Here is a 19,041-nt window from a genome sequence, read left to right on the forward strand (position 1 = left end):
GCCAGCGTTAATAGCTATTGCGGTACTTAGAAGCTATAACCTTGCAACGTTGTATGTCAACCGCGGTCGGCGGCGACGTCACAGGGCAAGACGCCCGGCAGGCGGGAAAGGTTCACTGCGAAGGTGATCGGGTCACCGGGATGTGAGGTCGTCCAGTTCGTCCGCGATCAACAGGTCGGGGTCGAACTTCATGCCGGTGAAGTGACCGGCGAGTTCGAGCGAGAGCACACCGTGCAGCCGGGTCCAGAAAGAGAGCGCGCGGTGCAGCGTCGAGGACGGGGCCGGATCGTCGCCCGCCCAGTCGCGGTGACCGTCCAAATGCTTGTCGAACGGGGTCTCCGGTCCGTCCACGGTGATCGGGCGGCACGCTTCGAGCAGCACGGCCATGACCTCGCTCGAGATGGCGGTGGTGTCCTCCGGCGCGTGGTAGCCGGGGACGGGCGTGCCGTAGATGAGGAAGTAGCGCTGCGGGTCGCTCCGGGCCCAGTCCCGGATGGTGACGGCGAGCCCGGCCAGATCGGCGCCGCCGTCGAACGCCGCGCGGACGGTGTCGGCGAGGCTTCGGTACGCGTCGCGGATGAGCGCGGTGATGAGATCGTCGCGGCTGGCGAAGTACCGGTACAGGGCGGGGCCGCTCATCCCGACCTGTTTGGCGATCGCGTTGAGGGACAACGCGGGCACCCCGGCGGCGGCGATCTGCTCCCACGCGTGCTGCTTGATCTCCGCGCGCACCTGGTCGCGATAGCGCTCCCGCGGGCTCTTCCCGTCCGCGTCCGTCATCGGTCCTCCCGCTCTGTCGGCCCGAAGCTTAGTCGGCGCTCCGCGGGCAGGAGCGCCAGTTCGGCCGAAGCCTGCTCGCGCAGCGCGCCGAGCGACGGCCCCTTGGAGAGGTCCACGGCCATGGCGAGGCATTCCCTGGCTTCCTCGAAGGCGCCGGCCTCCCGCCAGGCCCGCCCTTCACGGAAAGCGCAGGTCGCCTCGAGGGCGTCGAAACCGCCTTCCCACGCGAGCCACCGGCTGGTGCGGTAGTGGCCCGCGGCCTCCCGCCATTCGGCGAGATCACCGAGCACGTCGCCGATGGCGCGCAGGGTCAGGGCCTTCAGCAGCCGATGGAAACCCGGATACGTGTCGCCTGCCAGCCGCTCGGCGTCGGAGAGCACGGCCCGGTGCACGGCGAGCGCTTCGGCATGCCGTCCGGCGTTGAGCAGCGCGCGCCCGTAGACGTTCCGCGCCGTGGTTTGCCCGTCCCAGAAGGGAAGTTCGCCCGCCAGCTCGTACCCGCGCTTCGCGAACTCGAACGCTTCGTCGTCCTTTCCGGTCAACCGCAGCACCTGGCCGAGGTAGATGGACGCCCAGGTCTGCTCGACGCGGTCGCCGATCCTGACGGCGATGTCCAGCGCGCGGCGGTGAGACGCCACAGCGCCCTCGTCGTCGCCGAGGCAGACACTGGCCGCCCAGCCGACGAAGTTGAGCAGCTTCGCCTCGGCCCCGGCGTCGCCGAGCGCGTTCGCCGCGGCCGCGCCCAGCGAGAAGATCTCCCACCACGGCCGCTGGGCGCTCCGCCCGTCGGAGTACCAGTGCAACGCGATGGCCAGGTCCCTGACCTCCCGGTGCATGCCGTTCCTCGCGGCCACCCGGTGCGCGGCGACCCAGTTCCCGCCTTCGACGTCCAGCCAGCGGGCGCCCTCGTCCCGGGAGCCGAACCGGCCGGTCTCCGTGGCCTTGGGATAGAACAGCCTGGCCGCCTCCGCCGCCTTGCCGAGCAGATGGGTGAGCACGGTGTCCCGCGCGGCCGCGTCCTCCTCCGCCTCGAACCGTTCCTCGGCGAACAGGCGGATCAGGTCATGGAACTGGTGCCGTTCAGGATCCGCCGTGGCCTGCAGGAGGCTGGCGTCGACGAGTTCGTCGAGCTGGTCGCGGACGTCGGCGGGCGACGCGCCGGAGACGATGGCCGCGAGTTCGAGACCGAAGTCGGGGCCGGGCACGGTCGCCAGCAGCCGGAACAGCCGCCGAGCCTCGGGTGAGACCGCGCGGTAGGACAGGTCGAACGCCGAGCGCAGCCGCAGATCACCCGCGGCGAGCGCGCGCAGCCGGGTGCTTTCGTCGCGCAGCCGGTCGGCGAGCTGGGCCAGGGACCACTGCGGCCGGGTGGCGAGCCGGTTGCCCGCGATGCGGAGCGCGAGCGGCAGATACCCGCACAGCTCGGCCAGTTCGCGTGCCGCGGCGGGCTCCGCGTCGACCCGGTCGGCGCCGATGATCCTGGCGAGGAGGCCCATCGCGCCGTCGTCCGAAAGCGCTTCGAGGGCGAGCCACCGGACGCCTTCGAGCCCGGCGAGCGTCCGGCGGCAGGTGACCAGCGTGAGGGAACCGGGTCCGGTGACCAGCAACGGCCGGATCTGCGCTTCGTCGGCCGCGTTGTCGAGGAGCAGCAGGACCTTCCGGCCGTCGAGCAGCATCCGCAGCAACGACGACCGTTCGGCTTCGGAGGCGGGCACCTGCCCCGGCGCGACGTCCAGCGCGCGCAACAGCCGGTCGAGCGCGGTCCCGGCGCTGAGCGGTCGTTCGTCCATCCCGCGCAGGTCCACCGCGTAACCCCCGTCCGGGAATTCCGCGCGCCACAGATCCGCGGCGGTCGCCGCGAGCGCGGTCTTCCCGACCCCGGCCTGCCCGACGATCGCGACCACGCCACCACCTTCGGCGACCTTCGCGGACAGCTGCTCCAGTTCGCTTTCGCGGCCGGACAGATCCGCGGTGGGCGCGGGCAGCGCGCAGGTCGCCGCGACCTGGGCGGCCAGTGCCGGATTCCGGCGGCGTCCCTGTTTGGCGACGGTCAGGAAGAACTCCCGGTCGCCACCGGTCAGGCCGAGCGCGTCGGCCAGCACCTCGGCGGAGCGTCGCTGGGCGGCTCGCGCGCGGCCACGCTCCAGCTCGCGCAGGGCACGGACACTGATACCGGAAGCCTCGGCGAGGCGCCCCTGTGTCCACCCCGCGGCCCGCCGGTGTTCGAGCAGGAGCTCGCCGAACACCGACCGCTTCTCGTTCGTGTCCACCGCGGCCCATTCAACCGGCAGGCTTCCGATGACGAAAAGCTGCCCCCCGCTTCCGCTTGTCCCGTGTTCTCGGGGGCCGGTTACCTGGAAGGCATGTCGACGATCATGACGACGCCCGTCCGCCCGATCGTCCGGGCCGAAGAGATCCGGGTCGCCGTGCACGCCACCGATCCGCTCGTGCGGGCCGGGCTGCACAGCGCGCTCGGCGAGGGGCCCGGCATCAGCTTGCGCGACGACCCGGCGCAGGCCGACGTCCTCGTCGCCGTCGCGGAGGACGACCCACGGCTCATCCCGGCCGGGTCCGCCCGGCTGGTCCTGGTGGCCGATCAGCCCAACCAGGCCGAGATCTGGGCCGCGGTGGAACGCGGGCTCGCCGTCGTCGTCGCGCGCTCCGAGGCGACGCCGGGACGGCTGCTGCGCGCGGTCGCCGACGCCCACGCCGGCCGGGGTGATCTGCCCGCCGAGCAGCTCGGCAGCCTGCTCCGCGGGATTTCGCGGCTGCACAAAGAAGTTCTCGAGCCGCGGGAACTCACGCTCAGCGGGTTGTCGCCGCGCGAAACCGAAGTGCTCCGCCTGCTCGCGGAAGGATTCGACACCGGTGAGATCGCCCGGCGGGTGGCCTACTCCGACCGGACCGTGAAGAACATCCTGCACGGCCTGCTCAGCCGGTTCAAGCTGCGCAACCGCACGCATGTCGTGGCGTACGCGCTCCGCGAAGGGCTCATCTGAGAAGTTTCAGATGACCCCTTCCCGGATCGCGTAGGCCACCGCGTGCGACCGGTTCCGCAGCCGCAGCCGGTCGGTGACGGCGTAGATGACGTTCTTCACCGTTCGCTCCGAATAGGCGAGTTCGGTGGCGATCTCGTGCGTGTCGAATCCGTCGGCCATCAGGCGGAGGACATCGATCTCCCGCGAGGACAGCGTGGCCCCGGCGGGCCCGTTGGGCGCGAGCATCTCCCGGCGCAGCCGCTCGGCGTGTTCGGCCAGCCTGCCGAGCAGATCCCGCGGCGGGCTCACGGCGCCCGACGCGGCGGCACGGACGCTGTCGGCGACGCGGGACTCGGTCATCGCCGACCTCGGCAGGATGGCGACCACCCGGCACGCCACCGCGACCGCGAGGCCGCCCTCCTCGATCCGGTCGGTCACCAGCACGATCGGCCTGCCGAATTCGGCGGTGACCGCACGCAGCGCGGTGGTCGCGTCGGCGGAGAGCCGGTCGAACGCGGCGACGACGACCTCGGTTTCGTCCCGCGCCCGGTCCTCGACCACCGTCACGGACGGGCGTGCCTCCAGGAGGTCGGCCATTCCGGCCTTCGTGATGGGGTCCAGTGCGCAGACGCTCACCCGAACCGGTCGCATATGCCCTCTTCTGTCCACTGTGGATCCTCGATTTGTCAAGAGCCGCAGGGACAAAAAGCGTTGCCCGCATGAGCGAGCAGGGCTCTTGTACGGTGGGAACCGGGTAGCGGCCCGCCTCGGTGACCCCCACACTGATGGCGGGTCGCTTCCTTTTCCGCGCGGCTCGTCGCGATTCTGGCCTTCTGCCGACGATCCCGGCAACGCGTTCGCCTGCGTCCTGCTTCCCCCGCCAGTTGAGACTGTCCGAAGAGGCAAGAAAGCCTCTGACCTGCATTGATGCCATTTTGGCGCAATGTGGCGCCAACTTGGCCTTGCCATGGTGCCACGATGGTGCCATGATGGCATCATGGATTTGACGCCCTTTGTGGACACCGTTCGCCGGGAACTCGCCGTCGCCGCCGAGGCGGGGGGAGCCGAGGCGAGCGCGCTCGCCGAACGCCTGACCGCGCCGCTCGCGTCGGCCATTCGTCTCGCGCTGCTGGACGCACTGTCCGCGGCGTCGGACGAGATCACCCGCGACCTCGCGCCGGGTTCGGTCGAGGTCCGGTTGCGTGCCGGGGAAGCCAGCTTCGCCGTCACGCTGCCCGCGGTCGACCAGGCCGAGCCGGTCGCGGCCGTCGCGCCCGAGCCTCCGGCGGCGCCGCTGCCCGAGGACGAAGGAGCGACGGCCCGGATCAACTTCCGGCTTCCGGAACACCTCAAGACCCGCGTCGAGGAAGCGGCGGCCGCACAAGGCCGTTCGGTCAACGCGTGGCTCGTGCGCGCCGCGTCCGCGGCGTTGAACCCGGCGGAGCGGGCCACGCCGCCCGCCCCGCCGAGCGGCGGTCGTCGCGGCGTGCAGCGCTACACCGGCTGGGTCAGCTAGACCCTTTAGACCAGCACGAACACCGATCACACCACCTTTGAGGGGACAACCATGCCTTCCTACGCCACCCCGGAACCCATTCTCGCGGACCTCGAGCCGGTCGTCGGCAACGTCCGGATCGTCGCCGGCGACCGCACCGACACGGTCGTCGAAGTCGCCCCGCTCGACGAGAACAACGACTCCGACGTCGACGCGGCGAAGCGGACCGTCGTCGAGTTCTCCGGCGGCACCTTGACCGTCCGCGCGCCGAAGATGCGCCTGCTCGACTTCTCCAACCGGACGAGGGCGATCGACGTGACCATCGAACTGCCCGCCGGTTCCCGGGTGCAGGGGAGCACCGGGCTCGGCGACCTGACCGTGACCGGGCGGATCGGCGGCTGCCGCTACCGGTCCGGGACCGGGCACATCCATCTCGACCGAACCGGGGAGCTGAAACTGCATTCCGCGTCCGGGAACATCGTCGTCGAGCATGCCGACGGCAACGCCGACATCAGCACGAGCTCCGGCCGCGTGCACGTCGGCGGGATCGACGGCACCGCGGTGGTCAAGAACTCCAACGGGGTGACCACGATCGGGGCCGCCGCCGAGGCGATCCGCATCCGTTCGGCCAACGGCGACATCACCGTCGACAAGGCCGAAAGCGGCGTCGAAGCCAAGACGGCCAACGGCTCGGTCCGGGTGCTCGACGCCGCCAGGGGCACGCTCACCCTCGAGACCTCGTTGGGGGACATCGAGGTCGGCATCCGGGAGGGCAGCGCGGCCTGGCTCGACGTGAACACCAGCTTCGGCCGCGTCATCAACGACATGACCGCCGCCACCGCGCCCGGCACCGCGGCCGACAAGGTCGAAGTCCACGCCGCCACTTCCGTCGGCGACATCGTCGTCCACCGTTCCTGAAGGGAAACCCATGAGACACCCGGCCATTTCCGCGACCGGACTGCGCAAGTCCTACGGCGACAAGGTCGTCCTGGACGGTATCGACCTGCACGTCCCGACCGGTACCGTTTTCTCGCTGCTCGGCCCCAACGGCGCGGGCAAGACCACCACGGTCAACATCCTGTCCACTTTGGTCACTCCGGACGCCGGCGCCGCGACCATCGCCGGAGCCGACCTGGGCACCGACCCGGACGGTGTCCGCGCCGCCATCGGCCTCACCGGCCAGTTCTCCGCCGTCGACAACCTCCTCACCGGCGAGGAGAACCTGTTCCTCATGGCGGATCTGCACCATCTGCCGCGCCGGGCGGGACGCAAGCGCGCCGCCGAGCTCCTGGAGCGGTTCGAACTGTCCGACGCGGCGAAGAAGACGCCGTCCACCTTCTCGGGTGGCATGCGCCGCAAACTCGACCTGGCGATGACGTTGATCGGCGACCCGAAGGTCATCTTCCTCGACGAACCGACCACCGGCCTCGACCCGCGCAGCCGCCGCACGATGTGGCAGATCATCCGGGACCTCGTCGACAGTGGCGTGACGATCTTCCTCACCACGCAGTACCTGGAGGAGGCCGATCAGCTCGCGGACCGCGTCGCCGTCCTCGACGGCGGCCGGATCGTCGCGCTGGGCACGCCCGACGAGCTGAAGCGACGCGTGCCCGGCGGGCACATGCAGCTGAAGTTCCCCGACGCGGTCTCGCTGCGTGACGCGACCCGCGTGCTTCGAGTGTCCACTTCGGACGAAGACGCGCTGGCGCTCCGCGTGCCGACCGACGGCACCGTCACCGATCTTCGCGCCGTGCTGGACCGCCTCGAAGCCGAATCCGTCGCCGTCGACAGCCTCACCGTGCACACGCCGGATCTCGACGACGTGTTCCTCAGCCTCACCGGTCACCGGACCGACGCCACCAAGGAGATGGCCCGATGAGCACCCTGTCCCTTTCGATGCGCGACTCGGCGACCATGCTGCGCCGCAACATCCGGCATATGCAACGGTATCCGTCGCTCACCATCATGCTGATCGGCCAGCCGATCGTGTTCCTGCTGCTGTTCGCCTACGTTTTCGGCGGCACGCTCGGGAACGGTCTCGGCGGCGGAGGCGGCAGAGCCGAATACGTCGGCTATGTCACGCCTGCGATCCTGCTCGTGACCGTGTGCAGCGCCGCTCTCGGCACCGCGATCTCCGTGGCGACGGACATGACCGAAGGCATCATCGCGCGGTTCCGCACGATGGCGATCAGCAAGGCGTCGGTACTGACCGGGCACGTCGTCGGCGCGCTCATCCAGACGACGATCGCCCTCGCCGTGGTCTTCGGGGTCACGCTGCTCGTCGGCTTCTCGCCGACGGCGGGAGTCGGCGAATGGTTCGCGGTCGCCGGCCTGCTGTTGCTGCTGGCCCTCGCGCTCACCTGGCTTTCGGTGGCGCTGGGCCTGGCGGCCAAGAGCGTGGAGACGGCCAGCAACACGCCGCTGATCTTCATGTTGCTGCCGTTCCTCGGCAGCGGGTTCGTGCCCACCGACTCGATGCCCGCGTGGCTGCGCTGGTTCGCCGACCACCAGCCGTTCACGCCGGTCATCGAAACCCTTCGCGGACTGCTGCTCGGTACGCCGATCGGCAGCAGCGGCTGGCTCGCGATCGGCTGGTGCGTCCTGCTCGCGGCGGTCGGGTATGTGTGGTCGAAGTCCTTGTTCGCCAGGGAACGCGACCGCTGAGACGCCGGACTGGGGGTCGCCCCGGGCGGGAACGTTCTGTTCCGGTCCGGGGCGCCGGTCTTTCAAGGCGCCGAAAAACCCTCCAGCGGGCTAGCCGCATCCGACTCCAGACGGACGTCCGCGCACGGGGCCGACTTCTAGCCTGAACGCACATATTCCGTTCGACATCAAGGAGTTCGGGTTGCCCGACAAAACAGCCATCGTGGCGGCCCTCGTCATCGCCGCCGCGCTGACCCCGGCGACGCCCGCCGCCGCGCAGGCGCCGACGACACCCGCCGCGCCGATCACCTGGCACGGCTGCACGACCGGCCCCGGCGACCGGCTCGGCGCGGAACTGGACAAGGCCGGTGCACAATGCGGCGAAGTCGTCGTGCCGGTCGACTACCGGCGCCCGGAGGGCCGCGAGATCACCATCGCGCTGTCACGGATCAAGGCCACCGATCCGGCGCGCCGCCGCGGCGTAGTGCTGCTCAATCCGGGCGGACCCGGCGGGCCCGCGATGGAGCTGGTCCTGGCCGGGCCGTCGATGCCGGAGATCGCCGCGCGGTACGACCTCGTCGGCATGGATCCCCGGTTCGTCGGGCGTAGTTCGCCGCTGCGGTGCGCTTGGAACACCGACACGTTCGCGCGGTCGGCCGGGCCGGATGCCAGGTCGTTCCGTGAGAGCGTGGCCTTCGCGAAGGAGCTGGCGCGCGGCTGCTCAGGCAACGACCGCGAGCTTCTGCGGGCCGCGTCCACCCGTAACACCGCGCGGGACATGGACGTCGTGCGTGCCGCCCTCGGCGAGCGGAAGATCTCGTACATCGGCGCCTCGTATGGGACCTATCTGGGCGCGGTCTATCTTCAGATGTTCGGTTCGCGGGCCGACAGGTTCGTACTCGACTCCCCGGTCGATCCCGGCGTGTTCGGGCCGGGCCTGCTCCGGTCGACCGCTCCGGCGCTCGACGCCGCACTGAAGAACTGGGCGAAGTCCGCCGCGGGCCGGGAGCTGGGCGAGCAGACCGTGCGGGACATCGCGCGAGCGGCGGAGCGGCGGCCGTTCCGGGTGGGAAAGTACACAGTGGACGGTCATCTGGCGCCGTATCTGTTCTTCGCGCACCTCTACGACGACAGGCCCGCGTCGCAGGCCGAGTTCGCCGCCACCGTACGGACACTCCGCGATGCCGCGGCGGGTCGTCCTGTGACGCCTTCGCCGTCGTTGAACGAACTCCTCGACGGTTTGACGACCGGATCCGGCGCCGCGACCGACCGGGCCGGAACTCCGGTCGTCTGCGCGGATCGCGAGGCTTCCCGCGTGCCGGCGGAGTACTACCGGGACATCCAGTCGCATCGGCAGGCCGAGCCGCTGTTCGGCCCGCTGGCCCGAAACATCACGCCGTGCGCGTTCTGGCCCGTGACGCCCGCCGAACCCGCCACCCGGATCCACAACGGCTCACCGGCCTTGCTCCTCGGCTCGACCGACGACCCGGCGACGCCCTACGCCGGGCAACTCGCCATGCGCAGGGCGCTCGCCGGATCGCGCATGGTGACGCTGGAAGGCGCGTACCGCCACTCGGTGTTCTTGAAGGGTGGCGCGTGCGTCGACGCGGCGGTGCGGGACTACCTGCTCGGCGGCGAGCTCCCCGCGGACCGGGTGTGCCGCTCGTGACGGATCAGCAGGCGAGATCGTGCCGCGGCCGTGCCCCGGTGACCAGGAACTCCGTCGCGAGGTCGTTCGCGCACTTGTTGTCCTTGAACAGATACGCCAGATGCCCGCCCTGGTCGGCGGTGACCATCCTGGCGCGGTCGCCGAACGCTTGACGCAGCTTCCGTGCTCCTGCCAGCGGTGTGGCGGGGTCGCGGAGGTTCTGCACGATCAGGACGTTCGACGGGCCGCGGCCGGTGATCTTCACGGGCGGTTCGATCGGTTCGGACGGCCAGAACGCGCACGGGGCGATGTCCGCGGCCGCCGCGCCGAACAGCGGATGGCGGAACCGGTCGATCGCGACGTGGCGCCGGTAGGCCTTGACGTCCTCCGGCCAGTCGGAGTCGTTGCAGATCACGTGCAGCTGACTCGCGATGTAGTTGTCCGACGGGTAGCCCGCACCGGACAAAGGCGTCGGGACGGGCTTCCCCGTGTCGAGCGCGCGCCAGGTCTCGGCCAGGTGCGGCAGCTTGCTGTCGTAGTAGAGGTCGGCGAACGTGACGTGGCGGAACACCTGGCCGTTGTAGCCGTCCGGGCTCGGTGTCCGGTCCAGTCGCGCGGCGAGCTCGAAGTACTTCGCCGTCACTTGCGCCGGCGTCCGGCCCAGGCCGTATTCGGGTTTCGAGGCGGCGAACTTCGCGAAGTCCGGGAAGCGGTCTTCGACGCCTTGGCCGAACAGGCGCGAGAAGGAGGCGTCCCAGCCGCCGGGGCCGGTCGCACTGTCGATCAGGAACCGGTCGCTGCGTTCGGGGAACAACGACGTGTACACCGAGCCGAGGTAGGTGCCGTACGAGATGCCGAAGTAGTTCACCTTCCGCTCACCGAGCGCCTCGCGCACCCGGTCCATGTCGCGGGCGGTGTTGGCGGTCGTCATGTACGGCAGGAGCGGGGCGGTGGCCGAGGAACCGCATTTCGCGGCGACGGCGGCGACCCGCTGCGCCTCGCTCGTGACGTCGGCCGAATTCCGGGCGTATCTCGGGATGTTGGTCGGATGCTCCGCGAGGGACAGCCCGCACGTCACCGGCGTGCTGTTGTGGACGCCGCGCGGGTCCATACCGATGACGTCGTAGGCGTCCAGCACCGCCTGCGGGATGTTCAGCTTCTTGAGCGTGGCCGGATAGGCCAGCCCTTCGCCGCCGGGGCCACCGGTGTTCGTCAGCAGCACCCCGCGGCGCTTCTCCGGTTTGGTGCTCGCCAGCCTGGAGATCGCGATCTCGATGGTCTTCCCATCGGGGTCCCGGTAGTCCAGCGGTACCTGGATCGTGCCGCATTCCAGGCCGAGGCCCGCCGCCTCTTCCGGGCACGGTCCCCATTCCGGCGGGGGCGCCGCCGACGCGATCGCCGGGGTGGCCGACGTCAACAGAGCGGCGGCGAGAACGGGAAGAAGGGCTTTGCGCACATTTAAGACGGTCATCGGCGCGGCTCCCAGCGGAAGAGCCGCGTCGCCAGGACGACGGCGACGACGACCCACGCCAGCGTCGGGGCGAGCAGGAGTAGCGAGTCGGCAATGGCCACGCCGCCGTTCCAGGCGTTGACGGCTAGTTCGGTAGCCGAGCCTCCGGGCAGCAGCCGCTTGAGCAAGGTCAGCTCGTCGGTGCCGGAGATGCCGACCCAGCTGGCGACGGCGATCACGCCGAGACTGACCGGCAAGGTGGTGACCTGGGCGTGCTCGGGGGAGTTGGTCAGGCCGGCGGTGGCCAGGCCGAGGCCGATCATCATGGCGACGCTGGCGAGCACCGCCACCACCAGCAGGGCGACGTCGGCGGGCGTTCCGGTGATCGAGCCCAGCACGATCATGATCACCGCCACCTGGACGAGCGAGATGACGGTGACCGGCAGCACCAGGCCGGCCAGGATCGACGCGTCACCCGCCGCCGTGGAGCGCAGCCGTTTGAGGAAGAGGTTCTGCCGTCGCGAGGCCAGTGTGGTCACCGCGCTGGTGTAGAGGCCGAACGCGCAGACGGTGAACATCACGATCGCCGCGATGTATCCGAGGCTGCCGATCTTGGCGAAGACCTCGTGCTGGTAGACGAAGAACGCGGAGATGGCCAGCGGCATCACGAAGCTGGTGATCAGGACCGAGCGGTTCCGGAAGATCTGGATCAGTTCGCTGCGGGCTATCGAAAGCATGAGAGTCCTTTGTGGCTAGTCGTTGTCGATGGCGCGGAACACGTCGTCGAGCCGGGTCGGGCCCGCTTCGAGATCCCGCAGTTCGATGGCGTTGTCCTGCGCCCACCCCAGCAGGACGTGCAGATCCTTCTGCAAGCCGAAGGTCTCGATGACGAACTTCCCGTCGGGTTCGGTCCTGCCCTGCAGCGGCAGTGCCGGGGCCGAAGTCGGCAGGGCGAACCGGATCACGGCGGGCAGCGTCCGCGTGAGTTCGGAGACCGTGCCTTCCCGATGGAAGGTGCCCCGGTGCATCAGGCCGATGCGGTCGGCGCGCTGCTGTGCCTCTTCCAGGTAATGCGTGGTGAGCACGATGGTCGAACCGTCCTCGCGGAGTTTGTCGACCGCGTCCCACAGTGCGTCCCTGGACTGGATGTCCAGACCGGTCGTCGGCTCGTCGAGGAACACCAGCCGCGGCGAGCCGTACGCCGCGGTCGCGAAGTCGAGCCGCCGCTTCTCACCACCGGAAAGCTGCGACACCTTCGTGTCGGCCTTGCGGGTCAGGTCCACGATGCCGAGCACCCGTTCGAGCCGGTCCGTGCGCCGCGTCAGGCTCCCGATCAGGCGGATCGATTCCTTCACCGTCAGATCCGGTGAGAAACCGCTCTCCTGCAGCATGATGCCCATCTCGGGGCGGACGGCGGCGCGGTCCCGCGGGCTCTTCCCCAGCACCCGCACCGTGCCCGATGTCGGATTCCGGTGTCCTTCCAGGGTTTCCAGGGTGGAGGTCTTCCCGGCGCCGTTCGTGCCGAGCAGGGCGTAGAACTCGCCCTGCCGGACGTGGAAGGACAGATCCTTCACGGCGTGGAAATCGCCGTACTTCAGGTTCAGGCGGTCAACGTCGATTGCTGTCGAAGTCATGCCCTGATTCCAGCCGCCCGGCCGCGACCCGGCCAGTGTGCTCACGTCACGAGCGGGTATGACGCAGTGTCACTGGTGTCCGCCTTCGCGCAGGGCCGATACTGGGCTCATGTCTGCTGTGGACACCGAGCCGGCGAAGGGAAAGCTGCGCCGGCTCAACCTCACCATGTTCTTCCCGCTGCTCGTCGTCGGCGGGGTGATCGTGGTCGCGTCCGACGCGCGGACCTGGTGGCACGCGGTCGTCCTGAGCGCGGGCGTGCTGGCGGCCATGGTCGCCTTCGTGCAGTGGGCGGCGGGCGAGGTCCTGCGGGTGGCGATCCCTTGCCTGGTCGTCACGGCGGCAGTGTGGCCGTTCTCGGTGCTGGTGGCAGGCGGGAGCTCGTCGTTCTTCGGCGTCTTCCTCGTGGGTTCCCTGGTCGTCCCCCAGTTGCCCCGGCACCGGATCGCGGCGGCCGTCGCGCTGGTCGCGTACATCGCGGCGGTGGGGGCGCTGAGGCCGCTGGTCTCGCACGAGGACGTCTCCGGTGAGCTGGTCGACTTCGTGTTCGTCCCGGCGGCGATCACGGCCGTCGTGCTCGGCCTCATGTTCCCCAACAAGCGGTTTTACGACGTCGTCAAGGAGCTCGAAGAGTCGCGTGAGCGGGAGGCGGAATTGGCCGTGATCCGGGAACGCGTCCGGTTCGCGAGCGATCTGCACGACATCCAGGGCCACACGCTGCACGTGGTGAAGCTCAAGACCGCGCTCGCCAGGAAGCTGGTGGACATCGACGCCGAGCGGGCGAAACAGGAACTGGGGGAGATCCACGCGCTCGTGGCCGACACGATCACCCAGACGAAGGAACTCGCCTACGCCCAGCGCCGGCTCAACCTCTCCGCCGAACTGGAGAACGCGAGGAATCTCTTCGAGGCAGCGGGGATCCGTGTGCGCGTCAACCGGGAGGCGGACGTCGATCCGGCGGCGGGCAGGCTGCTCGGCCAGGTCCTGCGCGAGACCACGACCAACATCCTGCGCCACGCGCAGGCGACCCGCGTGCGGATCACGCTGTCGGAATGGAGCATCAGTATCGTCAACGACGGTGCCCAGCGAGCGCCGCTGCCCGAACTACGCGGGCTGGCCGCGCTCGAACAACGTGTCGTCGCGGACGGTGGTGAACTGACGGTGCAACAGGAAGACGGGCAGTTCGTGACGGCCGCGTCCTTCCCCGCCCGGGAGGGACGATGACCACGGTCGTGCTCGCCGACGACGAAGCCCTGCTGCGCAAGGCGATGGCGGCGTTGCTCCCGCTCGAAGGCGAGATCACCGTCCTCGCCGAGGCGGAGAACGGCGAAGAGGCCGTCGAGGCCACCTTGCGGCACGAGCCCGACGTTCTGGTCATCGACCTCGAAATGCCCGGGGTGGACGGGCTGGGCGCGGTCGCGGAGATCCGCCGCACCCGGCCGAACCAGGTCATCCTCATGCTGACCCGGCACGCCAAGCCCGGGGTGCTCCGCAAGGCCCTCAAACTCGGCGTCCAGGGCTTCGTGAGCAAGGCGGCCGAGCCGTCACACATCACGTTCGTCATCGGCGCCCTGCACCAGGGCAAACGCTGGATCGACCCGGACGTCTCCGCGCTCGCCGTCGTCGACGACTGTCCCCTCACCGAGCGGGAGCTGGAAGTGCTGCGGGTGACCGGTGAGGGCTATTCCGTCGCCGAGATCGCCGCGCAGCTCCACCTCGCGCAGGGCACGGTGCGGAATTACCTCTCGAACGCGATGCAGAAGACCCAGACGCAGACCCGGCACGAAGCCGCCAGGTATGCCCGCGAGCACGATTGGCTTTAGCGCGCCCGCACGTGCGCGCGTTCTCCCTGCGGTCCGAAAAGGACGAGGGTTTCGACGGCCTTCCCATCGGCCGAACCGAGCCAATGCGGCAGCGCGGTGTCGAATTCGGCGGCCTCGCCGGGCGGCAGGACCATGTCGCGGTCGCCGACCACCAGCCGCAACCGTCCATTGAGGACATACACCCATTCGTAGCCGCCGTGGGTCTGCGGCGTGGGTTCCGCCGGTTCGGCACGGCTGGGGATGAGCATCTTGAACGCCTGCACCCCGCCGGCGCGCCGGGTGAGCGGCAGGAACGTCATGCCGTGGCGGTGGATCGGCTGGAGGTGGATCCGCGGATCGCCGGTCCGGGGAGCGCCGACGAGGTCGTCGAGCGGCACGCCGTGCACGCGGGCCAGCGGCAGCAGTAGCTCCAGCGTCGGCCGCCTGCCACCGCTTTCCAGCCGCGACAAGGTGCTTTCCGAGATCCCGGTCGTCGCCGACAGCTCGGCCAGGGTCAGTCCCCGGTGTTTGCGCAGCGCGCGCAACCGGGGGCCGACCGCGTCCAGTACCTCGTCCGTCTCGTCCATGTCGCCGATCTTGCCAGGTCGGCAAGTTTTCGTGCCAAATCGGATGCCCTGAGGCGAGAGTGGCGATCATGAACGCGACGGAATTCTGGGACGAACTCTACGAACGGCGCGCCGCCGAAACGCCGAAGGTGAACGCGAGGCTGGCCGAGATCGCGGGGCCGCTGGCGCCGGGCACCGCGCTCGACCTCGGCTGTGGTGGCGGGGGAGACGCGTTGTGGCTGGCCGCCCGAGGCTGGCGGGTGACCGCGGTCGACCTCTCGGGAGCAGCCGTGCGCTCGCTCCGGGAACGCGGCGGGCCGATCACGGCGCTCCGTGTCGATCTCGCCGAAGACTTCCCTGGCGGCACCTTCGATCTGGTGTCGGCGCACTACTTCCACACACCGTTCGAGCTGGACCGAGCCCGCGTCCTGCGCACCGCCGCGGGGTCGGTGAACCCCGGCGGGCGGCTGGTCGTCGTCGACCACGGCTCCGCCGCGCCCTGGTCGTGGGACCAGGACGCCCAATACCCCACGCCTGCCGAGGTGGCGGCCGGATTGGAGCTCGACCCGGCGGACTGGTCGATCGATCGCGCGGAGGCGGCGGAACGCTTGGCCACCGGCCCGGCGGGCCGGACCGCGACGGTGATCGACCACGTCCTGGTGCTCCGGCGGGCCGGGCGATGAGCCGCAAACGCGACACCGGGCCACCTTCGACGGGAACCGGGGAGAAAGACGTCCTCGCCGGATTCCTCGACTATCTCCGCGCCGCCGTCATGGCTAAGGCCGAAGGGGTGCCGGAAGACCAAGCCCGCGCCCCTGGCGTGCCGTCCGGCACGAATCTGCTGGGCCTGGTCAAGCACCTGACCCACGTCGAACGGCACTGGTTGCTCGGCCACCGCGTCACCGACTGGAAGGCGACGTTCCACCCGGGACCGGACGAGACGACGGCGTCGATTCTCGCCGCCTACCGGGAAACCGTCGCCGAGGCGAACGCCGAGATCGCGGCCTGGGACGACCTCGCCGCGACCGGGCCCCGCCGGGGATCACGGCGCTGGACGCTTACCCATCTGGTCGAAGAGACCGCACGGCACGCGGGACACGCCGACATCCTGCGCGAACTGATCGATGGCGCCACCGGGCGCTGAAACGGAGATCCCCATGTTCCACCGAGCCACCGCGTTCGTCGTGGCCCTCGTCCTGCTGACGGCCTGCGGTTCACCCCCGGCCGCCGCTCCGCCCTACGAGAACGTCACCCGCGGCGACACGGCGTTCGCGAATCAGTTCCGGCACGAGTTCGCCGACGTCGACGGCGTGAAGATGCACTACGTCACCGGCGGCAAGGGCGCCCCGCTCGTCCTGCTGCACGGCTGGCCGCAGACCTGGTACGGCTGGCACCGGGTGATGCCCGCGCTGGCCGAGCACTTCACGGTGTACGCCCTCGACCTGCCGGGCCTCGGCGACAGCGCTGGCTCGCCGCCCAGCTACGACAAGGCGACCCTCGCCCGATATGTGCACGGCCTCGTCGCCGGGCGGCTCGGCCTGCGCGACGTCCGGATCGCCGGGCACGATCTCGGCGCCGCGGTCGCCTTCCAGTACGCGGCGCAATTCCCCGGCGATATCACCAAACTCGCGTACCTCGATCTGCCGTTGCCGGGCCCCGCACTCGACGCGAACGCCTACCGGAATCTGAGCTGGCACATCGCGTTCCACTCGCAGAAGACGGTTCCCGAAGCAGTCGTCGGCGACGACGTCCGCGAATACCTGTCCCTGTTCTACCCGCAGGTCGCCCACTCGGGGACGGCCTTCGGCGGGCCAGGAGCACTGTCGCCGTTCGACGACGCCGAGATCGACGAGTACGCCCGCACCTACACGAGGCCGGAGGTCCTGCACGGCGGTTTCGAGCTCTACCGCACGCTCGGGCAGGACGCGGCCGCGAACGCCGGCGCGAAGCCCATCACGACTCCCACCCTGCTGATGACCGCGGAAGGTCTGCTCGAACCGCAGAAGGCGACCCTGGCACCCCGCGTCGCGAACCTGGCCCGCGCCGTGGAGGTGCCGAGGGCGGGACATTGGCTCGCCGAGGAGAATCCGGAGTTCGTGAGCGCCGAACTGGTCGCGTTCTTGAAGTAGTTGCCCAAGATCGAGAACCTTTGCGATGCTTCCCCCATGTCCACGCTGGAAGTCCTCAACCACCCGTTCCGCGAACAGTTCGAGGTCTTCCTCGACGAGCACCGTCGTGTTCTCGACAAGTCACTGGAAGGGCTGACCGAGGAGGAGGCCCGCCGGTCGCTCGTCCCCTCCCGCACGACCCTGCTCGGGCTGGTGAAGCACGCGACCTTCGTGGAGAAGGTGTGGTTCGTCGAAGCCGTCACCTGCCGCCCGCGGACCGAGATCGGCCTTCCCGAGACGCCGGACGAGTCGTTCATCCTCGCCGAGGAGGACACGATCGACTCCGTGCGGCAGGCTTATCGCGAAGCCTGCGAGGCGTCGCGCAAGGCGGCGGCCGCCCTCGACCTGGACGACCTGCTCCACGGCAACCGGCGCGGCCCGCTTCCGCTGCGCTGGGTGTACCTGCACGTCCTGCGTGAACTCGCCCAGCACGGCGGTCACGCGGACATCCTGCGCGAGCAGATCCTGAGCTCCCGGTAGACGACGATGACCGGGGAGCGGGCGCTCCCCGGTCATCGCGATCAGTGCGTCAGGAACGGGTCAGCGTGACCCCGTACTTGTTCGCCGCGTCCACGACGGGCTGGTAGTAGGAGTACGAACCCGTGGCGTTGGCGCCCTGGTTCCAGCCGCAGTCGTGGCCGTCGGCGGGGCCGCCGGAGGTCATGCCCTGCGCGGTGTTGCCCGCGATGTAGGCGCCGCCGCTGTCGCCGCCCTCGGTGCAGACGGTCGACTTCGCCAGGCCGGTGGTGGCGACGCTTTCCCCGCTGTAGCGGACGGTCTGGTTGTACGCGGTGATCTTGCCGCAGGTCCAGCCGGTGGTGTTGCCCGCCTTGCACAGCGTGGTGCCGACCGGCGCCTTCGAGCTGCCGGTGATCCGCACCGTGGTGCCCATGCGGGTGTCGACGTAGCCGCGGCCGGTGTCCTCGGCGTCGATGTCCATCAGGCCCATGTCGGCCGACGGGAACTGGGTGGCGACACCGCGGCCGATGTGGACACCGCTGCGGTTGAGGATGTCCGGGTTGCCTTCGACGCAGTGTCCGGCGGTGAGCATCACGTTGTTGCCGTTGCTGGTGGTGCCGGGGAAACCGAGCGAGCAGTTGGTGCCGGGGACGAGGTCCATGATCTGGCCGGGGATGACGTCGGCCTGCGTGGTGTTCCCGTTGGCGACGCCGGTCTGGACCGACACGCCCGGCAGTGCCGTGAGGCGGCGGACGAGGGCGCTGTCGGCGCTCGGCTGCACGGTGACGACGACCTGGTCGGCCGCGAGTTCCGGACCCCAGGCCTGCACCTGGCCGACGTCCTTGCCGATCACCGTGCCGACCTTGGCGGACAGGGCGTTCAGGGCGTTCTCGCCGCGGGCCCCGGTGCGCGGGGTCAACCCGGCCGAGCGGAGCTCCTTGGCGGAGGCGGCGTCGGCGTTCACCACGAGGGCGCCGGCGTCGTCGAAGTACGCGCCGTCGGTGTGGAGGCCGCGCGTTCTGATGCTGTCCAGCGACGTGATCAGGTTCTTTTCGTGGTCCAGCTTCTGGGCGGCCTGAAGCGGGCTGACCTTGAGCTGGGCGGCGAGGGTCTCGAGCATCGTCTGGTCGTAGGCGGTGACCGGCGCGGCGGTCGCCGGCACGGCGAGCGCTCCGATTCCGGCACAGACGCTCAGCAGGGTGAGCATGACGGGTCCGCGAATTCGCATGCGAATTTCCTTCGATAAGGAGGGAACGACGAACCGCCGGAATATGTTCGGAAAGCGCAGGGGACCGGGCGGTTCATCTCGACGTCACGCACAGTACGAGCGCCCGTACGGCATGCCGTAGCGCCGAAAGTAGGATCCGTGATCGCGGACCTACTTTCGTATGCGGAAAACGTGAATTGCCCGCGTAATCAA

At 69.7% G+C, this 19,041-nt stretch carries 20 protein-coding genes; 12 read left to right on the forward strand and 8 right to left on the reverse strand.

Going from position 1 to position 19,041, the window contains the following annotated elements:
• Window positions 1-132: 132 nt before the first annotated feature.
• Together BLW75_RS40135 and BLW75_RS40140 are read right to left on the reverse strand one after the other, a co-directional pair.
• A complete protein-coding gene (locus tag BLW75_RS40135; protein WP_034323841.1) occupies window positions 133-780 on the reverse strand; it encodes a TetR/AcrR family transcriptional regulator in 648 nt (215 codons plus the stop codon).
• Window positions 777-3,050, reverse strand: coding sequence for a helix-turn-helix domain-containing protein (locus tag BLW75_RS40140; RefSeq protein ID WP_034323843.1), 2,274 nt, complete (start codon window positions 3,048-3,050; stop codon window positions 777-779). Before BLW75_RS40140 ends, BLW75_RS40135 begins: the two co-directional genes overlap by 4 nt.
• Window positions 3,051-3,143: 93 nt before the next feature.
• Between BLW75_RS40140 and BLW75_RS40145 the strand changes: the two genes are divergently transcribed.
• The gene (locus tag BLW75_RS40145; RefSeq protein ID WP_034323907.1) at window positions 3,144-3,779 is read left to right on the forward strand and encodes a helix-turn-helix transcriptional regulator; all 636 of its coding nucleotides are present in this window, start codon (window positions 3,144-3,146) and stop codon (window positions 3,777-3,779) included.
• A gap of 6 nt (window positions 3,780-3,785) precedes the next feature.
• Here BLW75_RS40145 and BLW75_RS40150 read toward each other — a convergent pair whose 3' ends face one another.
• Window positions 3,786-4,355, reverse strand: coding sequence for a helix-turn-helix transcriptional regulator (locus BLW75_RS40150; protein WP_091599442.1), 570 nt, complete (start codon window positions 4,353-4,355; stop codon window positions 3,786-3,788).
• Between the two features lie 400 nt (window positions 4,356-4,755).
• Between BLW75_RS40150 and BLW75_RS40155 the strand changes: the two genes are divergently transcribed.
• The 5 genes from BLW75_RS40155 to BLW75_RS40175 all read left to right on the forward strand — a co-directional run bounded on the left by BLW75_RS40155 (window position 4,756) and on the right by BLW75_RS40175 (window position 9,565).
• Entirely contained in the window at window positions 4,756-5,274 is a 519-nt protein-coding gene (locus BLW75_RS40155) for an Arc family DNA-binding protein (RefSeq protein ID WP_034323851.1), read from the forward strand.
• A 51-nt stretch (window positions 5,275-5,325) separates the two neighbouring features.
• A complete protein-coding gene (locus tag BLW75_RS40160) occupies window positions 5,326-6,171 on the forward strand; it encodes a DUF4097 family beta strand repeat-containing protein (RefSeq protein ID WP_034323853.1) in 846 nt (281 codons plus the stop codon).
• A 10-nt stretch (window positions 6,172-6,181) separates the two neighbouring features.
• Window positions 6,182-7,132: an ATP-binding cassette domain-containing protein gene (locus BLW75_RS40165; protein WP_034323857.1), complete on the forward strand. Its 951-nt coding sequence runs from the start codon at window positions 6,182-6,184 to the stop codon at window positions 7,130-7,132.
• Window positions 7,129-7,917: an ABC transporter permease gene (locus tag BLW75_RS40170; RefSeq protein ID WP_034323859.1), complete on the forward strand. Its 789-nt coding sequence runs from the start codon at window positions 7,129-7,131 to the stop codon at window positions 7,915-7,917. Before BLW75_RS40165 ends, BLW75_RS40170 begins: the two co-directional genes overlap by 4 nt.
• Window positions 7,918-8,098: 181 nt before the next feature.
• Complete coding sequence (locus BLW75_RS40175) at window positions 8,099-9,565, forward strand: alpha/beta hydrolase (protein ID WP_034323861.1); 1,467 nt, start codon at window positions 8,099-8,101, stop codon at window positions 9,563-9,565.
• A gap of 4 nt (window positions 9,566-9,569) precedes the next feature.
• On the opposite strand, the gene BLW75_RS40180 is transcribed toward BLW75_RS40175, so the two are convergent.
• From BLW75_RS40180 to BLW75_RS40190, 3 genes are read right to left on the reverse strand one after another with little or no spacing between them, the layout of a single operon-like run.
• Window positions 9,570-11,015, reverse strand: coding sequence for an alpha/beta hydrolase (locus BLW75_RS40180; RefSeq protein WP_091599448.1), 1,446 nt, complete (start codon window positions 11,013-11,015; stop codon window positions 9,570-9,572).
• Window positions 11,012-11,731 (reverse strand): ABC transporter permease, encoded by a 720-nt coding sequence (locus tag BLW75_RS40185; protein ID WP_034323866.1) that lies wholly within the window; start codon window positions 11,729-11,731, stop codon window positions 11,012-11,014. Before BLW75_RS40185 ends, BLW75_RS40180 begins: the two co-directional genes overlap by 4 nt.
• A gap of 15 nt (window positions 11,732-11,746) precedes the next feature.
• Complete coding sequence (locus BLW75_RS40190) at window positions 11,747-12,628, reverse strand: ABC transporter ATP-binding protein (protein WP_034323869.1); 882 nt, start codon at window positions 12,626-12,628, stop codon at window positions 11,747-11,749.
• A gap of 118 nt (window positions 12,629-12,746) precedes the next feature.
• Between BLW75_RS40190 and BLW75_RS40195 the strand changes: the two genes are divergently transcribed.
• Both BLW75_RS40195 and BLW75_RS40200 read left to right on the forward strand, forming a co-directional pair.
• Window positions 12,747-13,850: a sensor histidine kinase gene (locus BLW75_RS40195; RefSeq protein ID WP_091599452.1), complete on the forward strand. Its 1,104-nt coding sequence runs from the start codon at window positions 12,747-12,749 to the stop codon at window positions 13,848-13,850.
• Entirely contained in the window at window positions 13,847-14,449 is a 603-nt protein-coding gene (locus tag BLW75_RS40200) for a response regulator transcription factor (RefSeq protein WP_034323874.1), read from the forward strand. The genes BLW75_RS40195 and BLW75_RS40200 overlap by 4 nt, the downstream gene beginning before the upstream one ends.
• Here the strand turns inward: BLW75_RS40200 and BLW75_RS40205 are convergent.
• Window positions 14,446-15,015 (reverse strand): helix-turn-helix domain-containing protein, encoded by a 570-nt coding sequence (locus BLW75_RS40205; protein ID WP_034323876.1) that lies wholly within the window; start codon window positions 15,013-15,015, stop codon window positions 14,446-14,448. The genes BLW75_RS40200 and BLW75_RS40205 overlap by 4 nt on opposite strands.
• A 68-nt stretch (window positions 15,016-15,083) precedes the next feature.
• On the opposite strand from BLW75_RS40205, the gene BLW75_RS40210 reads away from it, so the two are divergent.
• Genes BLW75_RS40210 through BLW75_RS40225 form a run of 4 tightly spaced genes read left to right on the forward strand, consistent with a single transcriptional unit; the run spans window position 15,084 to window position 17,642 of the window.
• Window positions 15,084-15,677 (forward strand): class I SAM-dependent methyltransferase, encoded by a 594-nt coding sequence (locus BLW75_RS40210; protein WP_034323909.1) that lies wholly within the window; start codon window positions 15,084-15,086, stop codon window positions 15,675-15,677.
• Window positions 15,674-16,138: a DinB family protein gene (locus BLW75_RS40215; RefSeq protein ID WP_034323878.1), complete on the forward strand. Its 465-nt coding sequence runs from the start codon at window positions 15,674-15,676 to the stop codon at window positions 16,136-16,138. The genes BLW75_RS40210 and BLW75_RS40215 overlap by 4 nt, the downstream gene beginning before the upstream one ends.
• 13 nt (window positions 16,139-16,151) lie before the next feature.
• Complete coding sequence (locus tag BLW75_RS40220; protein WP_034323881.1) at window positions 16,152-17,123, forward strand: alpha/beta fold hydrolase; 972 nt, start codon at window positions 16,152-16,154, stop codon at window positions 17,121-17,123.
• Between the two features lie 36 nt (window positions 17,124-17,159).
• Window positions 17,160-17,642, forward strand: coding sequence for a DinB family protein (locus BLW75_RS40225; RefSeq protein WP_034323884.1), 483 nt, complete (start codon window positions 17,160-17,162; stop codon window positions 17,640-17,642).
• 49 nt (window positions 17,643-17,691) lie between these two features.
• On the opposite strand, the gene BLW75_RS40230 is transcribed toward BLW75_RS40225, so the two are convergent.
• Window positions 17,692-18,849, reverse strand: a complete 1,158-nt coding sequence (locus tag BLW75_RS40230) for a S1 family peptidase (protein ID WP_034323886.1) — start codon at window positions 18,847-18,849, stop codon at window positions 17,692-17,694.
• Window positions 18,850-19,041: the final 192 nt, after the last annotated feature.

Source organism: Amycolatopsis lurida, assembly GCF_900105055.1.
GTDB lineage: Bacteria > Actinomycetota > Actinomycetes > Mycobacteriales > Pseudonocardiaceae > Amycolatopsis > Amycolatopsis lurida.

What these genes read in the sequence shown, in the direction of transcription:
- BLW75_RS40135 (WP_034323841.1), bottom strand. Translation starts at nt 780, where the DNA reads ATGACGGACGCGGACGGGAAGAGCCCGCGGGAGCGCTATCGCGACCAG.
- BLW75_RS40145 (WP_034323907.1), top strand. Translation starts at nt 3,144, where the DNA reads ATGTCGACGATCATGACGACGCCCGTCCGCCCGATCGTCCGGGCCGAA.
- BLW75_RS40150 (WP_091599442.1), bottom strand. Translation starts at nt 4,355, where the DNA reads ATGGCCGACCTCCTGGAGGCACGCCCGTCCGTGACGGTGGTCGAGGAC.
- BLW75_RS40155 (WP_034323851.1), top strand. Translation starts at nt 4,756, where the DNA reads ATGGATTTGACGCCCTTTGTGGACACCGTTCGCCGGGAACTCGCCGTC.
- BLW75_RS40160 (WP_034323853.1), top strand. Translation starts at nt 5,326, where the DNA reads ATGCCTTCCTACGCCACCCCGGAACCCATTCTCGCGGACCTCGAGCCG.
- BLW75_RS40165 (WP_034323857.1), top strand. Translation starts at nt 6,182, where the DNA reads ATGAGACACCCGGCCATTTCCGCGACCGGACTGCGCAAGTCCTACGGC.
- BLW75_RS40170 (WP_034323859.1), top strand. Translation starts at nt 7,129, where the DNA reads ATGAGCACCCTGTCCCTTTCGATGCGCGACTCGGCGACCATGCTGCGC.
- BLW75_RS40180 (WP_091599448.1), bottom strand. Translation starts at nt 11,015, where the DNA reads ATGACCGTCTTAAATGTGCGCAAAGCCCTTCTTCCCGTTCTCGCCGCC.
- BLW75_RS40185 (WP_034323866.1), bottom strand. Translation starts at nt 11,731, where the DNA reads ATGCTTTCGATAGCCCGCAGCGAACTGATCCAGATCTTCCGGAACCGC.
- BLW75_RS40190 (WP_034323869.1), bottom strand. Translation starts at nt 12,628, where the DNA reads ATGACTTCGACAGCAATCGACGTTGACCGCCTGAACCTGAAGTACGGC.
- BLW75_RS40200 (WP_034323874.1), top strand. Translation starts at nt 13,847, where the DNA reads ATGACCACGGTCGTGCTCGCCGACGACGAAGCCCTGCTGCGCAAGGCG.
- BLW75_RS40205 (WP_034323876.1), bottom strand. Translation starts at nt 15,015, where the DNA reads ATGGACGAGACGGACGAGGTACTGGACGCGGTCGGCCCCCGGTTGCGC.
- BLW75_RS40210 (WP_034323909.1), top strand. Translation starts at nt 15,084, where the DNA reads ATGAACGCGACGGAATTCTGGGACGAACTCTACGAACGGCGCGCCGCC.
- BLW75_RS40215 (WP_034323878.1), top strand. Translation starts at nt 15,674, where the DNA reads ATGAGCCGCAAACGCGACACCGGGCCACCTTCGACGGGAACCGGGGAG.
- BLW75_RS40220 (WP_034323881.1), top strand. Translation starts at nt 16,152, where the DNA reads ATGTTCCACCGAGCCACCGCGTTCGTCGTGGCCCTCGTCCTGCTGACG.
- BLW75_RS40225 (WP_034323884.1), top strand. Translation starts at nt 17,160, where the DNA reads ATGTCCACGCTGGAAGTCCTCAACCACCCGTTCCGCGAACAGTTCGAG.
- BLW75_RS40230 (WP_034323886.1), bottom strand. Translation starts at nt 18,849, where the DNA reads ATGCGAATTCGCGGACCCGTCATGCTCACCCTGCTGAGCGTCTGTGCC.